The following is a 15,416-nucleotide window of genomic DNA, read 5'->3' on the forward strand; positions in this document are numbered from 1 at the left end:
TGTTTCTGCACCTACCCGTGATTTGCAAAAACCGATCCAGAATTGTGATGACGTCGCAGTTTATTGCTGTATGTGCGCCATTTGCGGGCAAAGGCGCTCAGGACAGGGGATCGACCCGGTGCGGGCCGATGGCGTACCAGTCAGGGTAGCTGACGGAACGCCCTGTCTCGGATCAGAGTATGGTCTCTAAATGGTGCGCGCGCACTAAAGTGGTGCATGCATTTTAGAGGGGAGGAGTGGGGAGCGGGGCCGGGTCACTCGGACCCGGCCGCAGGCAGGTCAGTTATTTACGGTAGGGCGGTGGATAGTGAAGCTGATGGACTCGCCGGTGAAAACCCGCTCACCGTCGGCGTTGATCACGTTTACGCCGGCATTGTGTGTGCCCCGGAAAACGTTGCTGACCGACACGGTGCCGGAAGTCGTCTGGCCAACCGGCTGGCCGTCCAGGGTGATCTCGAAACGGTGCCCCTGGCGCAGGCCCGGGTCGCTGGCCACCTGGAACTCTACATTGCCGCTACCGCTGTGGAAGGCCTCGTCATCGGCGGGGGCCAGGAAGGTTACTGACTCGTACGCTTTCTGGTCACCGATCTCGCCGTCTTCCTCATCCAGCTGCTGCTCTACGGTTTCCGGTTTGGGCATGGTAATGGTGGTCGCCGGCTTGACGTTTACCCGCTCAGCCTTCCCCTGGGGGTCATCGGTGAAGGTAACGTTGCCGTCCTTGTCCACCTGGCGGTAGACCTCGGCCTGGACCGGCAGGGAAAGAAATGCCGAAGCGACGGCGGCAATCAGGAGCTGTGTTTTCATATCCGGGACCTTTCTGTGGACCATGGCCGGATTATCGGCAGAGGCGGGGTGCAATGCAATGGAGCATGCGTCGCCTTCGGTTACGGTGAGGTAAAAGTCACAAAAAAACCCCGCACGGGGCGGGGCTTGAGTCTTCGTTACCGCACAAGGCGGTAACCAGCCGGACTCGCTTTTAGCAGGAGTAGTACAGCTCGAACTCCACCGGGTGGGTAGTCATGTTCAGGCGCTCTACTTCACCGCGCTTCAGATCGATATAGCCGGCAATCATGTCCTCGGTGAACACGCCGCCACGGGTCAGGAACTCGTGGTCTTCCGCCAGGCAGTCCAGGGCTTCCTGGAAGGTCTCGGCCACGGTGGGGATCTCCAGGGCCTCTTCCTTCGGCAGGTCGTACAGATCCTTGTCCATGGCATCGCCCGGGTGGATCTTGTTCTGGATGCCGTCCAGGCCGGCCATCATCAGGGCAGCGAAGGCCAGGTACGGGTTGGCGGACGGATCCGGGAAACGTACCTCGATACGACGGGCCTTCGGGCTGCTCACGTAGGGAATCCGGATGGAAGCGGAACGGTTACGGGCCGAGTAGGCCAGCATGACCGGTGCTTCGAAGCCTGGTACCAGACGCTTGTAGCTGTTGGTGGAGCTGTTGGTGAAGGCGTTGATGGCCTTGGCGTGCTTGATGATGCCGCCAATGTAGTACAGGGCCATTTCGCTCAGGCCGGCATAACCGTCACCGGCGAACAGGTTCTTGCCGTCCTTGTTCAGGGACATGTGTACGTGCATGCCGGAACCGTTATCACCAACCACCGGCTTGGGCATGAAGGTGGCGGTCTTGCCGTAGGCGTGGGCCACGTTATGCACGCAGTATTTCAGGATCTGTACTTCGTCAGCCTTGCGGGTCAGGGTGTTGGCGCCAACGCCGATCTCACACTGGCCGGCGGTGCCCACTTCGTGGTGATGAACCTCGATTTCCAGGCCCATGGATTCCATGGCGGCACACATGGCGCCACGCAGGTCGTGGAGGCTGTCAACCGGGGGAACCGGGAAGTAACCACCTTTAACGCCCGGGCGGTGACCGATGTTGTTGCGCTCGAAGTCTTCGCCGGATACCCAGGCGGCTTCCTCAGAGTACAGCTCGTACATGGCGCCTTTCATGTCGATAGCCCACTTGGCGGAGTCGAACACGAAGAACTCGGGCTCGGGTCCGAACAGGGCGCCTTCGGCGATGCCGGTGGACTTCAGGTATTCTTCCGCACGCCTGGCCACGGAGCGGGGATCACGCTCGTAACCCTGCATGGTGGAGGGCTCCACGATGTCACAGGTGATGTTGACTGTGGTTTCCTCAGTGAACGGGTCCAGCACGGAGGTTTCGTCGTCCGGCATCAGGATCATGTCGGATTCGTTGATGCCCTTCCAGCCGGCAATTGAGGAGCCATCGAACATCTTGCCTTCGGTGAAGAAATCCTCGTCCACCTCGGTGGCGGGCAGGGTAACGTGCTGCTCCTTGCCGCGGCTGTCAGTGAATCGCAGGTCGATCCATTTGACTTCGTGTTCCTTGATGAGATCAATCGTCTTGGACATTGTGGTTACTCCGTAAGTTAACCCGTGCTGCGGGTGATTTCGGTGTTTGTTGTGCCGGATCGTTCAGCTTCGCTGCGGTCCGATCTGTTGCTGCGGCGACCCCGGGTCCGTTGGAAACGCCGGAATCGCTCTGACATTCGGCTGTCCTGAGTGAATGCAATGTGCTTGCCAGTTTTTGGCCGGCGCGCCACAACGGCGCAACCACGGCCCTTCTGAGGGCAGCTCCCGCTCCGCAGTGGGGCAGGGCGCGCCGGGCTTGCAGGTTTTGCGCACCAAAAATGTGCACAATCGCCTGGCCGTGAGCCTTTATAGTGCAGCATGCCGTGCTTTGCACCGGAACAGGATAGGCGTTTTTCTTCATATAAACGACACGGACTTTGCTATATACTGCGCCCGCAATTTCTCCCCCTGCCTGATTTCCTTGTAGGGTACCGGTCAGTGAGCCGGGAGACTATTCATTTTCAGATTTGAGATGGCATGTAGGCGATCCGCTGTTAGCGGCGCGTACGCGCGACCCTCTCAGGTCACCAGACATGCCACAGGAATTTTTTGTGATTGATAAGTTAAGAAACGTTGCCATTATTGCCCACGTTGACCACGGTAAAACCACCCTGGTAGACCAGTTGCTGCGCCAGTCCGGCACCCTTGACCGTAAAGAGCTCGAGAGCGAGCGGGTTATGGACTCCAACGACCAGGAAAAGGAACGTGGTATCACCATCCTGGCCAAGAACACAGCCCTGAAATGGCACGACTACGACATCAACATCGTGGACACCCCGGGCCACGCCGACTTCGGCGGTGAGGTAGAGCGGGTCATGAGCATGGTCGACAGTGTGCTGCTGGTGGTCGACTCCATCGACGGCCCTATGCCACAGACCCGGTTTGTCACCCAGAAAGCCTTTGCGGCTGGCCTGCGCCCCATTGTGGTCGTCAACAAGATCGACCGCCCGGGCGCCCGTCCTGACTGGGTAGTGGACCAGGTATTCGACCTGTTCGACAACCTCGGTGCCACCGACGAGCAGCTGGACTTCCCCATTGTGTTTGCCAGTGCCCTCAACGGTATTGCCGGTATGGAGCACGAAGCGCTGGATGACAACATGGACGCGGTGTTCCAGGCCATTGTTGACCACGTTCCCGCCCCGGACGTCGACCCGGAAGGCACCTTCCAGATGCAGATCTCCCAGCTGGACTACAACAGCTTCCTGGGTGTTATCGGCATCGGTCGTATCATGCGTGGCCAGGTGAAAACCAATACCCCGGTTGTGGCTGTTGGCGCCGATGGCAAGAAGCGTAACGGCCGTATCCTGAAGATCATGGGCCACTCCGGCCTTCAACGGGTGGAAGTGGAAGCGGCCCAGGCTGGCGATATTGTCTGCGTCAGTGGCCTGGACCCGCTGTATATCTCCGACACCCTGTGTGACCCCAATGCCGTCGAGGCCCTGCCGCCGCTGACCGTGGACGAGCCTACCGTGTCCATGACCTTTCAGGTCAACGACTCGCCGTTTGCCGGCAAGGAAGGCAAGTACGTCACCAGTCGCAATATCAAGGAGCGTCTGGAAAAAGAGCTGCTGCACAACGTGGCGCTGCGGGTTGAGGAAGGCGAGTCCGCCGACAAGTTCAAGGTTTCCGGCCGGGGCGAACTGCACCTGTCCGTTCTGATCGAGAACATGCGCCGGGAGAACTTCGAGCTGGCCGTGGGTCGCCCGGAAGTGGTGATCCGCGAGATCGACGGCAAGAAGCAGGAGCCCTACGAGAATGTCATCGTCGACATCGAGGAGCAGCACCAGGGCCCGGTTATGGAGCAGATGGGCCTGCGTAAAGGTGACCTGACCAACATGATCCCGGACGGTAAGGGCCGCATCCGCCTGGAATACACCATTCCAGCCCGGGGCCTGATCGGTTTCCGTAACACCTTCCTGACCATGACCTCCGGTACCGGTATCCTGACTTCCACCTTCAGCCACTATGGCCCGCTGAAAGAGGGCGCCATGGGCAGCCGCCAGAACGGCGTGCTGATTTCCATGGCCAAGGGCACAGCGATGACCTACTCCCTGGAAACGCTCCAGAGCCGCGGCAAGCTGTTCCTGGATCCAGGGCAGGAGATCTACGAAGGACAGCTGTGTGGCATCCACAGCCGTGACAACGACATCGTGGTGAACCCGACCAAGGCCAAGAAGCTGGACAACATGCGCGCCTCCGGCAAGGACGAAGTCATCGCCCTGGTACCGCCCATCAAGTTCACCCTTGAGCAGGCCCTGGAGTTCATCGACGACGACGAGCTGGTAGAGGTGACGCCCAAGTCCATCCGCCTGCGCAAGAAGTTCCTCACCGAGAACGAGCGGAAGCGGGCCGGCAAGAAGTAAGGCCCGGCTCTGCCGCGCCCTTCGACAGGCTCAGGGCGAACAGGAGATAAGCTCCGTTCGCCCTGAGCCTGTCGAAGGGCGCCTGTCGAAGGACGTGGCCCGGAGACCAGGCCTCTTGCAGAAACCGCGAAGGAAAGCACTGTCCCAACTGTATTTCCTGCCCGTATCTCCGCTAGACTCCTTCTGATCATGACAAGGAGTTGCCAATGCTCACCCTCTACCCGGAAATCGAACCCTACGCCCGCCACCGCCTGGCGGTAGATGCGCCCCATGAGCTGTACCTGGAAGAGTCCGGCAACCCGGAGGGTATTCCCGTGATCGTCGTTCACGGCGGCCCCGGCGGAGGTTGCGAGGAGTGGTACCGGCGTTTTTTTGATGCCGAGCGGTTCCGGATCATTCTACTGGACCAGCGGGGTGCGGGTCGCTCGACGCCACTGGCGGAGCTGGAGGGCAATAACACCCAGGCGCTGGTGGAAGACCTGGAGCGAGTGAGGGAGTTTCTGGGCATTGACCGGTGGATGCTTTTCGGTGGTAGCTGGGGCTCCACACTCAGCTTGGTCTATGCGGAGGCCCACCCGGACCGTGTGTTGGGCCTGGTGCTGCGGGGCATCTTTCTGTGTCGGCCTGAGGACATTCAGTGGTTCTATCAGAGTGGGGCCGGGCGGGTGTTTCCGGATTATTGGCAGGACTACCTGGCGCCCATTCCTGAGGCGGAGCGGAATGATATGGTCAGCGCTTACTACCGTCGCCTGACCAGTGAGAACGAGCTGGAGCAGATCCAGGCTGCCAAGGCCTGGTCCGTGTGGGAAGGACGTTGTGCCACCCTGCACCCCAACCCCCGTGTGGTCGAGCACTTTGCCCACCCCCATACGGCCATCGCCCTGGCGCGGATCGAATGTCACTATTTCATGAATAATGCTTTCCTGACACCACGGCAGATTCTGGATAATGCCCATCGTCTGGCGGAGATCCCGGCCGTGATCGTTCATGGCCGGTATGACATGGTGTGTCCACTGGATAACGCCTATGCCCTTAGCGAAGCATGGCCCCAGGCCGAGCTTCAGGTCATCCGTGACGCGGGGCACTCGGCCTCGGAGCCGCCCATCGTGGATGCACTTATCCGTGCGGTTGAATCGGTTTCCCGACAGGCGTCACCGCGCCTGGCCTGAGGCGGCTGGCGGTGACTGGATTCGCTGTTTCCTTTAAATAGCCGTATCAGCGGCCTTCTTGACCTTGCTCACTTGCTTCGTGGGTGGCCGGCCGATAGAATCCGGCACGCTCCTGACCCAATCTTGTACCAGGGATTTCATGAAGGGACTGATCCAGAGAGTGACAGAAGCCAGCGTGTCGGTGGATGGCAACACGGTTGCCAGCATCGATATGGGTTTGTTGCTGCTCCTCGGCGTCGAACGGAACGACGGACTGGCGGAAGCAGATGCGCTGCTGCACAAGGTTATCCGCTACCGGATTTTTCCCGATGGTAAGGGCCGCATGAACCGAAGCCTGGAAGATTGCGGTGGCTCCCTTCTGATTGTTCCCCAGTTTACCCTTGCCGCTGACACCGGCTCTGGCACCCGCCCGGGTTTTTCCGGGGCGGCCGCGCCTGATCGTGCGCGAGAACTGGTGGCCGAATTTGTCCGCAAGGCTGAAGGGGAGCTGGGTCAGACCCGGGTAGGTCAGGGGGAGTTCGGTGCGGACATGAAGGTGGCCTTGGTTAACGACGGGCCAGTGACCTTTTTGTTGAGTGTCTGAACCAACTTGTCATTGGGAAGCGTTAACGTTAAAGTCTCGCAACTTCTGATTTTGCTCGCGAACTGTGCAGTTGTGAGGCGGGGGCGCACTGAGCGCCCAAAACTGGTGCGGGCAACGGGGTATTGATCGTCGCGGCAGTACGTGCCTCATTTATAAGGCATTGAATTCAGGCGTCTTTGAAGAAAGTGGTCTCAATCTTGTTCAAAGGGGTGACATCACGGGTTATAAGCAGTGCCTGAAGCTGCCACAATGTGCTAAAAAATGCCGGTTAAAAATTTGCAAATAATCGGCTCGTGTATTAAAAAGGGTTTATCAAGACAGGGCTTTAAGAAAGCCTTGTAAGTGATTGACTGTGAAGGGCTCCGATATAAGAAGCCTGACGTCATCACCCCGCAGCCACTGCCCAGGCAGGCGGAGGCGGGCGTACTGAGACTGACAGGCGGGTCAGGCCCGTCGCTAAAAAACCTGAGTTAACTCAAAAGGAAGATGCAAAATGAAAAAGACACTCATCGCTTCTGCGATTGCCGCTGCTACCTTCTCCGGCTCCGTGCTGGCCCAGGAAAGCAACCTGCCTACTATTTACGGTAACATCCAGCTGGCCGCAACCTACGACGATTACAAGGACGGCCCGTCTGAAACCAACCACTTTGACAATGGCTCGACTGTTGGCGTTCTGCACGATCACGCCATTACTCCGAACCTGGAAGGTTTCTTCAAGGCTGAGTTTCACTTCGACGCCGAAGCTAATGATGCCAACGCAGACAAAGACGATGGTATCTATGAGATCGATGAAGCCTACATCGGTGTCCGTGGTGACAACTTCGGGCAGCTGTGGGTAGGTAAGGACGACTCTACTTACGAGCGTGCCGTTACCGTTATCTCCGAGTACTATGAAACAGCAGTGATTCGTCAAGCTGCTCCTTATTCTACCGGTGAAGGCGACTTGGTTCAGTACATGTCTCCTTCCTTTGGAGGCCTGTCCATCTGGGGTGCTGTTCAGTATAACGGCGACAGTGACACTAAGGGCGGTGATGATAAGTCCTTCCCTTGGCAGTTGGCTGCTGTATACACCATGGACAACCTGGAACTGGCCGCAGCTATTGACTCCAACGACAACACTGGCCTAGACGCCAACAACGAGAACACCTATGGTGTTCGCGGTACTTACAGCCTGGACAACCTGGCTCTGACTGCTGAGTATCACACACGTGATGACGTGCGGGACACCTACGGCGTAATGGGTGTTTACACCCTCGGAGCCAACCGTTTCGCGCTGTCCTACGAGCGCACTGAAGAAGATTTCGGTAGCGAGCTGGACTACGACACTGTCACCCTGCAGGCCCTGCACAACCTGTCCGACAACATGTACGTCTATGTTGAAGGCTACCTGGGTGGTGGCGACAATGTATACGAATATGAAGATGATGCAGGTAATGATGCATACACCGACGAGCGCACTGTCGCAGCTGTTGGCGCTGTCTACTACTTCTGATCAGCTGATTAGCTGAAATACGAAGCAGTAAAGCATCAAGAAAAACCGGCAGCCTTCGGGCTGCCGGTTTTTTCGTTTAAGCTGATGAGAAAATTGGTCGGAGAGTGGTCCCATGGCAGAAGAACTGGAAATCAAGCTCAGCCTGACCCCCGGCGCCCTGAACCAGGCCCGGCAGTGGCTGCTGGCCCAGGCCGGGGTTCGGGCCGGCGGTGAGAAAACCCTGGTCAATCGCTACTACGACACGCCCGCTGGCGAGCTGAATCGCCAGAAAGTCGCGTTGCGGGTACGGCAGGCCGGTGACCGTTACATCCAGACCCTGAAAACCCAGGGAGAGTTTGTGGACGGTGCCCATAAACGCCAGGAGTGGGAGTGGCCGCTGACCGGCACAGAGCTGAATATCGGGCTGCTGGCTGACACACCGGTGGGTGAAGGCGTTAACCTGGCCGAACTGACGCCGGTCTTTGAAACCAACTTTCTGCGCCGGGTGGTGATGCTTGAGGGTGCCAATGCCACCGTCGAGTGTGCCCTGGATCAGGGCAGCATCGAGGCCGGCGGCCAGGCCCGGGATCTGTGTGAGCTCGAGCTGGAGCTGAAGGCGGGCAGTGCTGACGCCCTGCTGGTCTGGGCCCGGGAGCTGGCAGCGGAAATACCGGTGTTCCTGAACCTGATCAGCAAGGCGGAGCAGGGCTATGCCCTGGCAGGGCTGCATCAGCCATCACCCTTGCCAGACAGTGATCCGCTGGTTAACCGGGTCACGCACGGTCTGGCCCGTGCCTGGCTGACCGGTGCCATGGACCGTGAGCTGGGGTCAGATCTGGCTGAGCTGGCCGGGCGCCCTGGTTTGCCGGATCACCTGGCAAAGGATGTGGCATGGCTTCAGGGACAGCTGCAGGCGGGTCAGAGCGTTGCAGTACTGGCCAGCCAGTCCGTACGGCTGGGCCAGTTTCAGCTGGCCCTGCTGGCCCTGGAAGACCAGGCACGCTGATTGGCCTGGCTGCAAAATCAGAACCCGGCCGTGTCGCGCCGGCGCAGGTTTCCAGCGGGCCTGGCGGTCTCAGGCGTCGGTGCCAAGCCCAAGTATGGCGGTGGCAATGCTGAAGTAGATCAGTACCCCGCTGACGTCCGCAATGGTGGTGATCAGTGGGGTGCTGGCGGTAGCTGGGTCAAAGTTCAGCTTGTCCAGCAGGAAGGGCAGCAACATACCCACGATGCTGCCAATCAGTACCACCAGAACCATGGAGATGGCCACCACCATCGCAATGGCCGGTCCGGCCCGGAACAACCCGACCACCATTACCGCCACCGCCATGGTGAGCCCGAGCCCTGTCGCCACCAGGATATCCTTGCCCAGCAGCATGCCCCAGTCGCGGGTGGAAACGTCGCCGGTGGCCATGCCCCGCACCATCAGGGTGGCGGACTGGGCACCGGCATTACCGGCGCTGGCCACCAGCAGGGGCATAAAGAAGAGCAGAGCAATGTGCTCTGAAATGGTCTGCTCGAAATAAGCGATGCCTGCGCCGGTAAAGATATTGGCGAATACCAGGATCACCAGCCACTGCACCCGGGACCGGTACAGGGAAAAGGGTGAGGCGGTTTTCAGGCCGGTCTCCAGCTTGCCTACCGTGGCACCCTTATGGATGTCTTCGGTGGCTTCGGCTTCCGCCACGTCCATGGCATCATCGTAGGTCACAATGCCCACCAGGCGCCCGTCGTCGTCAGTAATGGGCAGCGCAATCAGGTCGTAGCGGGAGATCAGTCGCGCCACTTCTTCCTGCCTGGTATGGGTCTGGGCAGAGACCAGGCCGGTGGCCATCAGCGAGTCCACCAGGGCACCCGGCGCACTGGTGATCAGGTTACGTAAGGAGATAGCCCCCAGCAGGCAGTGGTCCTGGTCCACCACATAGGCCTGGTAGATGGTTTCCTTGTCCGGTGCGGTGTTGCGTAGCAGGGCCAGGGCAGAGGCGACAGTCATGCCGGAGGTGACCACGGCATAGTCCGAGGTCATCAGCGCCCCGGCGGTACCTTCTTCAAAGCTGGCCAGGCGTCGCAGGTCTTCCCGCTCACGGCTGGCCAGGGACTGGAACAGGGCGTGTTGCTGGTTTTCATCCAGGATATTGAAGAAGTCAGCCCGCTCGTCCGCCGACATGTCGGTGACAATACCAGCCAGCTCCCGGTTGGGAATCAGGCGCGCAAATACCCGTTGCATATCCGGGCCGATGTAACCAAAGATCTTTGCCTGCAGTTCCACCGGCAGGCTTTGCAGAAGCTTCAGGCCCAGGTCGCCGTCTTCGTCGTGGGTATATTCAATGAACTCGGCCAGGTCCGCCGCGTTAAAGGCTGATGCCGCAGCGCGAATGGCCTCCGGGTCGCCGGAGGCCAGGGCGGTATCGAGGGGTTGAAAAAAGTCAGAGTCCAGGAATGCCACGCTGCGGTGCCTCTTCAGGGGGCCGGGTTCATGGGCCAGGGGCGTTATCGGGGTGCTTCCGGATTCGCTGGCGGCTCGTGCATGGTGTGCCACTTTTCCAGGAATTGGCGGTACCGCTCGAGGGCTTCTTCCACCACCGATACGTCCGGGGTTTCACTGGATTTGACGAGCACGATCAGGCCCTTGCCTTCCACCTCTTCGTTCGGTTCGGGATGGCAGACAACGTTTTCGTTATCGTCGATATAAGCCAGCGCAGTGCCGATACCGTGGCGAATCAGGGCGCTGACTATATCAGACCAGATCAGGTCGTCCAGTGTCAGGTCGTACCTGTGCGGGTGATCCTGTTCATAATTGAAGAGGTCTTCCAGCACCTTTTCGGTGCCCGGTGACACCACCGCACGAACCATGATTTCCGGGTAGGTACGTACCGGCCGGATGGTCGACCGTATACCGATGGACCGGAAGCGTTGCCGGTTGTCGTCCCGGACACACTCCACCGTGGTTTTCCCCGCCAGGTTCAGTTCGCTCAGTCGATGGGCGATATCGAACGTATAGCTGTCCGAGCCCGGGTCGGTCTCATCCAGTGCCAGCACCAGGATATGGCGCGCCAGGCCGGCATGGACCGCCTTGAGGTCAGCCTCGCTGGCACCGGTGCCGTGGTAGTGCACCAGGCCGATATCACGGAGCTCCGGAGGCAGGCCGGTGGGATACTGCTGGGTCAGTATCATGATCGGAACGCTCTCATAGCCGGGCACAGAGCGCAGCTGGGTGGCGATGCGCATGAAATACTGCTCGCCGCCCCGTCGGGGTGTGTTGATAATCAGCACGTGGTTTTTCATGTCATATCTCCAGCGGCCGGTCAGGATTCGCTCCCGGCGGTAGAAGCGGTATTCGATATAGTCGCTGATGATGAGTGTCAGCAACGTTATGCCCGTTACATACATCAGCGCAATGGTACTGATGCGCCCGATCACCGTGGTTGGTGCCAGGTCGCCGAAGCCCACGGTGGTCAGTGTGGTCATGGCCAGCCAGATGGATTCTGGCAGCGTCAGGGGTTCTGCGGCCCAGAGGATCAGGGTGTGAGTTGCAACAAGGCCCACCAGAAGCTGGAACAGCAACTTTAGCCGATTCCGGATGATACCCGACATGGGCAGGTGGGTGAGCTGATGTTCCGGGTTCAGGGGACGGCGGTTGGGCAGCATCTGGGTGGGTTCCCGGCAGTTCCTGTGTGGTGATGGTTGGCGTTGTTTGCCCTGTGAGGTTTACGGCAGGGGTTGTGCACAGCCTCCTGACGTATAGAGTAGACGGAATATAACAGAGAGTCAGGGGGTTGCGTTATGTCAGAGCCGTGGAGCAGTCTGCCGGAGCCACTATCGGCGGAGGTGGCGGATGCCTGGGGGCATGTGTTTCCGGATGGGGTTCCGGCCTGGATCCGTGATGCCGGCCTGAAGGAGTCGGACCTTGCCGGCGCCATGGCTCGCAGTCTTTTCCTGCGGGAGACGTTGCAGCGCCACAGTGAACTGGTGGAGCAGGCCCTGGCAGCCCGGCCGCTGACCGAGCCCACGACTGGCGACAGTCTGCGCCAGCGCTGGCAGCAATACCTGGAAGACGTCTCCGATGAGGCCGGCTTGCACCGGGCGCTGCGTCAGTTCCGTCGGGAGAGTCAGTTCCGCATGATCTGGCGGGACGTGACGGGCCTGGCGGATTACCACGAGACCGTCGCCGCGGCCAGTGACTTCGCGGACACCTGTATCCAGGCTGCGCTGGACTGGCTGTACCCCCAGGTTTGCGAACAATACGGCACACCCTATGGTATCGACCCCGGCACTGGTGAAGAGGCACCCCAGCAAATGGTCGTTCTGGGCATGGGCAAGCTGGGTGGCCATGAACTCAATATTTCCTCGGATATCGATCTGATCTTCGCCTTCCCCGGCAAGGGAGAGACCCGGGGCGGTCGCCGTTCCCTGGACAATCAGCAGTTCTTTATCCGCCTGGGGCAGAAGCTGATTCAGGCCCTGGACCAGATTACTGCTGACGGGTTCGTGTTCCGGGTGGACATGCGCCTGCGGCCCTATGGCCAGAGTGGTGCCCTGGCCCTGAGCTTTGCCGCGCTGGAAACCTACTATCAGGACCAGGGGCGAGAATGGGAGCGCTATGCCATGGTCAAGGCCCGGGTGGTCGCCGGTGACCAGCAGGCTGGCCGGGTGCTGATGGAAAGCCTGCGCCCCTTTGTTTACCGCAAATATATTGACTTCAGCGCCTTCGAATCCCTCCGCTCCATGAAAGCCATGATCAACCGGGAAGTGCGGCGCAAGGGCCTTGAAAACAACATCAAGCTGGGCAGTGGCGGCATCCGTGAGATCGAGTTTGTGGTCCAGGCCTTTCAGCTGATTCGTGGTGGGCGGGATCGGGAGTTGCAGCAACGTGAATTACTGGCCATTCTCGGGGAACTTGAGGCCCTGGAGTTGCTGCCTTCAATGGTGGTCCGGGAGCTGAGGGATGCCTATATCTTCCTGCGCAACCTGGAGCATGCCCTGCAGGGTATGGAAGACAAACAGACCCAGTTATTGCCGGAGGATGAGCTGAGCCAGGCACGGGTGGCCCTTATTATGGGGTTCGATAGCTGGCAGGCCTGCCTGGATACCCTGAATGAGCATCGTGACAGGGTGGCCAGGCATTTTGCCGATATTATTGCCCTGGAGGACGAAGAGGACGGCACCACGGACCTGGATGAAAGCTGGCAGGAATTATGGCTGGCAGAAATAGAGGAGGAAGATGCCCTCAGCTGGCTTGCCGAGCAGGGCTTCGAGGACCCACAGGCCAGTCTCGCATCACTCAAAGAATTGCGGGAGAGCCGCACGGTCCAGGTCATGCAGAGCCAGGGTCGGCAGCGGCTAAACCAGTTCATGCCGGTATTGCTGGAGGCCCTCAGCCACGTCGGGCAGCCTTCAGAGACCCTTGAACGGGTTCTGCAGCTGGTCGAAGCTATCCTGCGCCGGACCGCCTACATGGTGTTGTTACTGGAGAACCCTGGTGCCCGCAAGCAGCTGGTGTGGCTGTGCAGTGAGAGCCCGTGGATCGCCCGTCAGCTGGCAGAAACCCCCCTGCTGCTGGACGAGCTGCTGAACGCCGAGAACCTCTACCACCCGCCGGCCAAGGCGGAGCTGGAAGACGATCTGCGCCAGCAGATGCTGCGGATTCCTTTCGAGGATCTTGAAGAGCAGATGGAGTCCCTGCGCCATTTCAAAAAGGCCCACATACTGCGGGTGGCGGCCTCCGAGCTGCATGGTACTTTGCCGCTGATGAAAGTGAGCGACTACCTCACCTGGATTGCCGAAGTGGTGCTGGACCATGTTGTGGACGTGGCCTTCGCCAACCTGGTCAGTCGTCATGGTTATCCCCGTCGCGGGGATGGCTCCGCCTGTGACACCGACTTCGCCATTATTGGCTATGGCAAGCTGGGCGGACTGGAGCTGGGCTATACCTCAGACCTGGATCTGGTTTTTATCCATGACGCGGATCCGGAGCAGGCCACCGATGGTGACAAGCCCATCGACAACGCGGTGTTCTACACCCGCCTGGGTCAGCGCATCGTTCACATCCTCAGTACCCAGACACCCTCCGGCCAGTTATACGAAGTGGACATGCGCCTGCGCCCGTCCGGCAATTCCGGGCTGCTGGTCAGCACCATGACCGCCTTTGACAAATACCAGCGCAATGACGCCTGGACCTGGGAGCACCAGGCCCTGGCCCGGGCCCGGGGGGTTGCCGGTTGCGAGCCTACCCTGGAGAAATTTGAGGCCCTTCGCCACGAGATACTCTGCCAGCAGCGGGACCCGGAAAAGCTGCGCACCGAGGTGGTCAACATGCGGGAGAAAATGCGCGCCAGCCTGGGTACTCCCGAAGCCCGCCAGGGCGAGGTTTTCCACATCAAGCATGACACCGGAGGCCTGATCGATATTGAGTTCCTGGTGCAGTACCTGATGCTGAGCCAGTCCCATGCCCACCCCGAATTAACCCAGTGGTCGGATAATATCCGGCAACTTGAGGAGTTGGGCAGGGCCGGAGTCCTGCCTGTGGAGGACACGGAAAAGCTGCGGGAAACCTTTATTACCCTGCGCTCCACCATCCACCGCCGGGCCTTACAGAACCTGAACAGCCAGGTAGTGGGGGATGCGTTTCCGGACGAGCGGGAGTACGTCCGCAAGATGTGGCAAAAAGTAATGAATGGTTAGCTTGCTATACTTCTTTTCGGTGATTTTTCCTGATAGACTGCCGTTTTTCCGAAAAACGTTTTCCAGGAGTAACAACAATGTCGATGGCTGATCGCGATGGCCTGATCTGGTTGGATGGAGAGATGGTTCCCTGGCGGGAAGCCAAGACCCACGTCCTGACCCACACCCTGCACTATGGCCTGGGCTGTTTCGAAGGCGTGCGGGCCTACAATACCGACCAGGGCCCGGCCATTTTCCGGCTGAAAGAGCACACCGATCGCCTGTTCCGTTCCGCTCATATCCTGAACATGAAGATGCCGTTCACCAAGGATGAGCTGAATGAAGCCCAGCGTGCGGCAGTTCGCGAGAACAACCTGGACGAAGCCTACCTGCGCCCCATGGTCTTCCTGGGCTCCGAGGGCATGGGCCTGCGTGCCGATAACCTGCAGGTACACGTGATGGTCGCCGCCTGGAGCTGGCCGTCCTACATGTCGCCGGAAGCCAAGGAACTGGGCATCAAGGTGCGCACGTCGTCCTACACTCGCCACCATGTAAACATCACCATGTGCAAGGCGAAGGCCAACGGCAACTACATCAACTCCATGCTGGCCCTCAATGAAGCCATTTCTGGCGGTGCCGAAGAGGCCCTGTTGCTGGACAACGAAGGCTACGTGGCCGAAGGCTCTGGTGAGAACATCTTTATCTATCGCGACGGCGTGCTGCACACCCCGGAGCTGACCTCCTGCCTGGAAGGCATCACCCGCCAGACCATCCTGGACTTCTGCAAGGA

11 protein-coding genes are annotated in these 15,416 nt (G+C 59.5%); 7 read left to right on the forward strand and 4 right to left on the reverse strand.

Features of this window, described 5'->3' with window-relative positions:
* Positions 1-279 precede the first annotated feature (279 nt).
* Both ACESMZ_RS16540 and glnA read right to left on the reverse strand, forming a co-directional pair.
* Entirely contained in the window at positions 280-804 is a 525-nt protein-coding gene (locus ACESMZ_RS16540) for a DUF4124 domain-containing protein (protein ID WP_372973015.1), read from the reverse strand.
* Between the two features lie 172 nt (positions 805-976).
* Entirely contained in the window at positions 977-2,380 is a 1,404-nt protein-coding gene (gene glnA / locus ACESMZ_RS16545; RefSeq protein WP_372957545.1) for a glutamate--ammonia ligase, read from the reverse strand.
* A 551-nt stretch (positions 2,381-2,931) separates the two neighbouring features.
* On the opposite strand from glnA, the gene typA reads away from it, so the two are divergent.
* The 5 genes from typA to ACESMZ_RS16570 all read left to right on the forward strand — a co-directional run bounded on the left by typA (position 2,932) and on the right by ACESMZ_RS16570 (position 8,972).
* Entirely contained in the window at positions 2,932-4,743 is a 1,812-nt protein-coding gene (gene typA, locus ACESMZ_RS16550) for a translational GTPase TypA (protein ID WP_372973016.1), read from the forward strand.
* A 206-nt stretch (positions 4,744-4,949) separates the two neighbouring features.
* Positions 4,950-5,912 (forward strand): prolyl aminopeptidase, encoded by a 963-nt coding sequence (gene pip / locus ACESMZ_RS16555; protein ID WP_372973017.1) that lies wholly within the window; start codon positions 4,950-4,952, stop codon positions 5,910-5,912.
* A gap of 139 nt (positions 5,913-6,051) precedes the next feature.
* Positions 6,052-6,495, forward strand: a complete 444-nt coding sequence (gene dtd / locus ACESMZ_RS16560) for a D-aminoacyl-tRNA deacylase (RefSeq protein WP_372973018.1) — start codon at positions 6,052-6,054, stop codon at positions 6,493-6,495.
* A 493-nt stretch (positions 6,496-6,988) separates the two neighbouring features.
* Positions 6,989-7,987, forward strand: coding sequence for a porin (locus tag ACESMZ_RS16565; protein ID WP_372973019.1), 999 nt, complete (start codon positions 6,989-6,991; stop codon positions 7,985-7,987).
* A 112-nt stretch (positions 7,988-8,099) separates the two neighbouring features.
* Positions 8,100-8,972, forward strand: coding sequence for a CYTH domain-containing protein (locus ACESMZ_RS16570; RefSeq protein WP_372973020.1), 873 nt, complete (start codon positions 8,100-8,102; stop codon positions 8,970-8,972).
* A 69-nt stretch (positions 8,973-9,041) separates the two neighbouring features.
* On the opposite strand, the gene mgtE is transcribed toward ACESMZ_RS16570, so the two are convergent.
* Both mgtE and ACESMZ_RS16580 read right to left on the reverse strand, forming a co-directional pair.
* A complete protein-coding gene (gene mgtE, locus ACESMZ_RS16575; protein WP_372958866.1) occupies positions 9,042-10,412 on the reverse strand; it encodes a magnesium transporter in 1,371 nt (456 codons plus the stop codon).
* Positions 10,413-10,456: 44 nt separating this feature from the next.
* Complete coding sequence (locus tag ACESMZ_RS16580; RefSeq protein WP_372958867.1) at positions 10,457-11,614, reverse strand: potassium channel family protein; 1,158 nt, start codon at positions 11,612-11,614, stop codon at positions 10,457-10,459.
* A gap of 135 nt (positions 11,615-11,749) precedes the next feature.
* Between ACESMZ_RS16580 and glnE the strand changes: the two genes are divergently transcribed.
* Together glnE and ACESMZ_RS16590 are read left to right on the forward strand one after the other, a co-directional pair.
* The gene (gene glnE / locus ACESMZ_RS16585; RefSeq protein ID WP_372973021.1) at positions 11,750-14,647 is read left to right on the forward strand and encodes a bifunctional [glutamate--ammonia ligase]-adenylyl-L-tyrosine phosphorylase/[glutamate--ammonia-ligase] adenylyltransferase; all 2,898 of its coding nucleotides are present in this window, start codon (positions 11,750-11,752) and stop codon (positions 14,645-14,647) included.
* A 77-nt stretch (positions 14,648-14,724) separates the two neighbouring features.
* Positions 14,725-15,416: branched-chain amino acid transaminase (locus ACESMZ_RS16590; RefSeq protein ID WP_372973022.1), on the forward strand; the 692-nt coding region annotated here is incomplete at its 3' end.

It is taken from the genome of Marinobacter sp., assembly GCF_041690615.1.
Taxonomy (GTDB): domain Bacteria; phylum Pseudomonadota; class Gammaproteobacteria; order Pseudomonadales; family Oleiphilaceae; genus Marinobacter.

Excerpts from the sequence above, each read along its gene's own strand:
- ACESMZ_RS16540 (WP_372973015.1), bottom strand. The coding sequence starts at position 804 with ATGAAAACACAGCTCCTGATTGCCGCCGTCGCTTCGGCATTTCTTTCC.
- glnA (WP_372957545.1), bottom strand. The coding sequence starts at position 2,380 with ATGTCCAAGACGATTGATCTCATCAAGGAACACGAAGTCAAATGGATC.
- pip (WP_372973017.1), top strand. The coding sequence starts at position 4,950 with ATGCTCACCCTCTACCCGGAAATCGAACCCTACGCCCGCCACCGCCTG.
- dtd (WP_372973018.1), top strand. The coding sequence starts at position 6,052 with ATGAAGGGACTGATCCAGAGAGTGACAGAAGCCAGCGTGTCGGTGGAT.
- ACESMZ_RS16565 (WP_372973019.1), top strand. The coding sequence starts at position 6,989 with ATGAAAAAGACACTCATCGCTTCTGCGATTGCCGCTGCTACCTTCTCC.
- ACESMZ_RS16570 (WP_372973020.1), top strand. The coding sequence starts at position 8,100 with ATGGCAGAAGAACTGGAAATCAAGCTCAGCCTGACCCCCGGCGCCCTG.
- ACESMZ_RS16580 (WP_372958867.1), bottom strand. The coding sequence starts at position 11,614 with ATGCTGCCCAACCGCCGTCCCCTGAACCCGGAACATCAGCTCACCCAC.
- glnE (WP_372973021.1), top strand. The coding sequence starts at position 11,750 with ATGTCAGAGCCGTGGAGCAGTCTGCCGGAGCCACTATCGGCGGAGGTG.